We start from the raw sequence: 465 nt of genomic DNA, 5'->3' as shown, positions 1-465 counted from the left end.
TCGAACCAGTGACCCCCTGCTTGTAAGGCAGGTGCTCTCCCAACTGAGCTAATCGCCCACATTCAGTTTTTCGTTCTTGTGGTAGAACGTTTCAAGATGGTGGAGCTAAGCAGGATCGAACTGCTGACCTCCTGCGTGCAAGGCAGGCGCTCTCCCAGCTGAGCTATAGCCCCTCTTGAAATGGTGGGTCGTGCAGGATTCGAACCTGCGACCAATTGATTAAAAGTCAACTGCTCTACCAACTGAGCTAACGACCCATTTTTTGTCTCCGCTTTTCAAAAAGCAGAAGCAAAACTGTCACTTCTAAAAGAAGTGGTATCCCGTAGGGGAGTCGAACCCCTGTTACCGCCGTGAAAGGGCGGTGTCCTAGGCCTCTAGACGAACGGGACACTAGTGTGAATGTTTGGGAACATTCATCATCTCTCTAATCTTTATAAACCATCAATCTGTGTGAACACTCATCGC

The 465-nt window shown here is 49.2% G+C and carries 3 tRNA genes; all 3 read right to left on the bottom strand.

The features are described 5' to 3' along the window. Positions 1-97: 97 nt before the first annotated feature. Positions 98-173: transfer RNA gene (locus M9194_RS21580), tRNA-Ala, on the bottom strand. 8 nt (positions 174-181) lie between these two features. Next, positions 182-257, bottom strand: a tRNA-Lys gene (locus M9194_RS21575). A gap of 56 nt (positions 258-313) precedes the next feature. Further along, positions 314-389, bottom strand: a tRNA-Glu gene (locus M9194_RS21570). Positions 390-465 lie beyond the last annotated feature (76 nt).

This window comes from Vibrio sinus (assembly GCF_023634645.1).
GTDB lineage: Bacteria > Pseudomonadota > Gammaproteobacteria > Enterobacterales > Vibrionaceae > Vibrio > Vibrio sinus.
The sequence above is the reverse complement of the archived record's forward strand: the minus strand, read 5'-3'. Positions and strand labels throughout refer to the sequence as shown.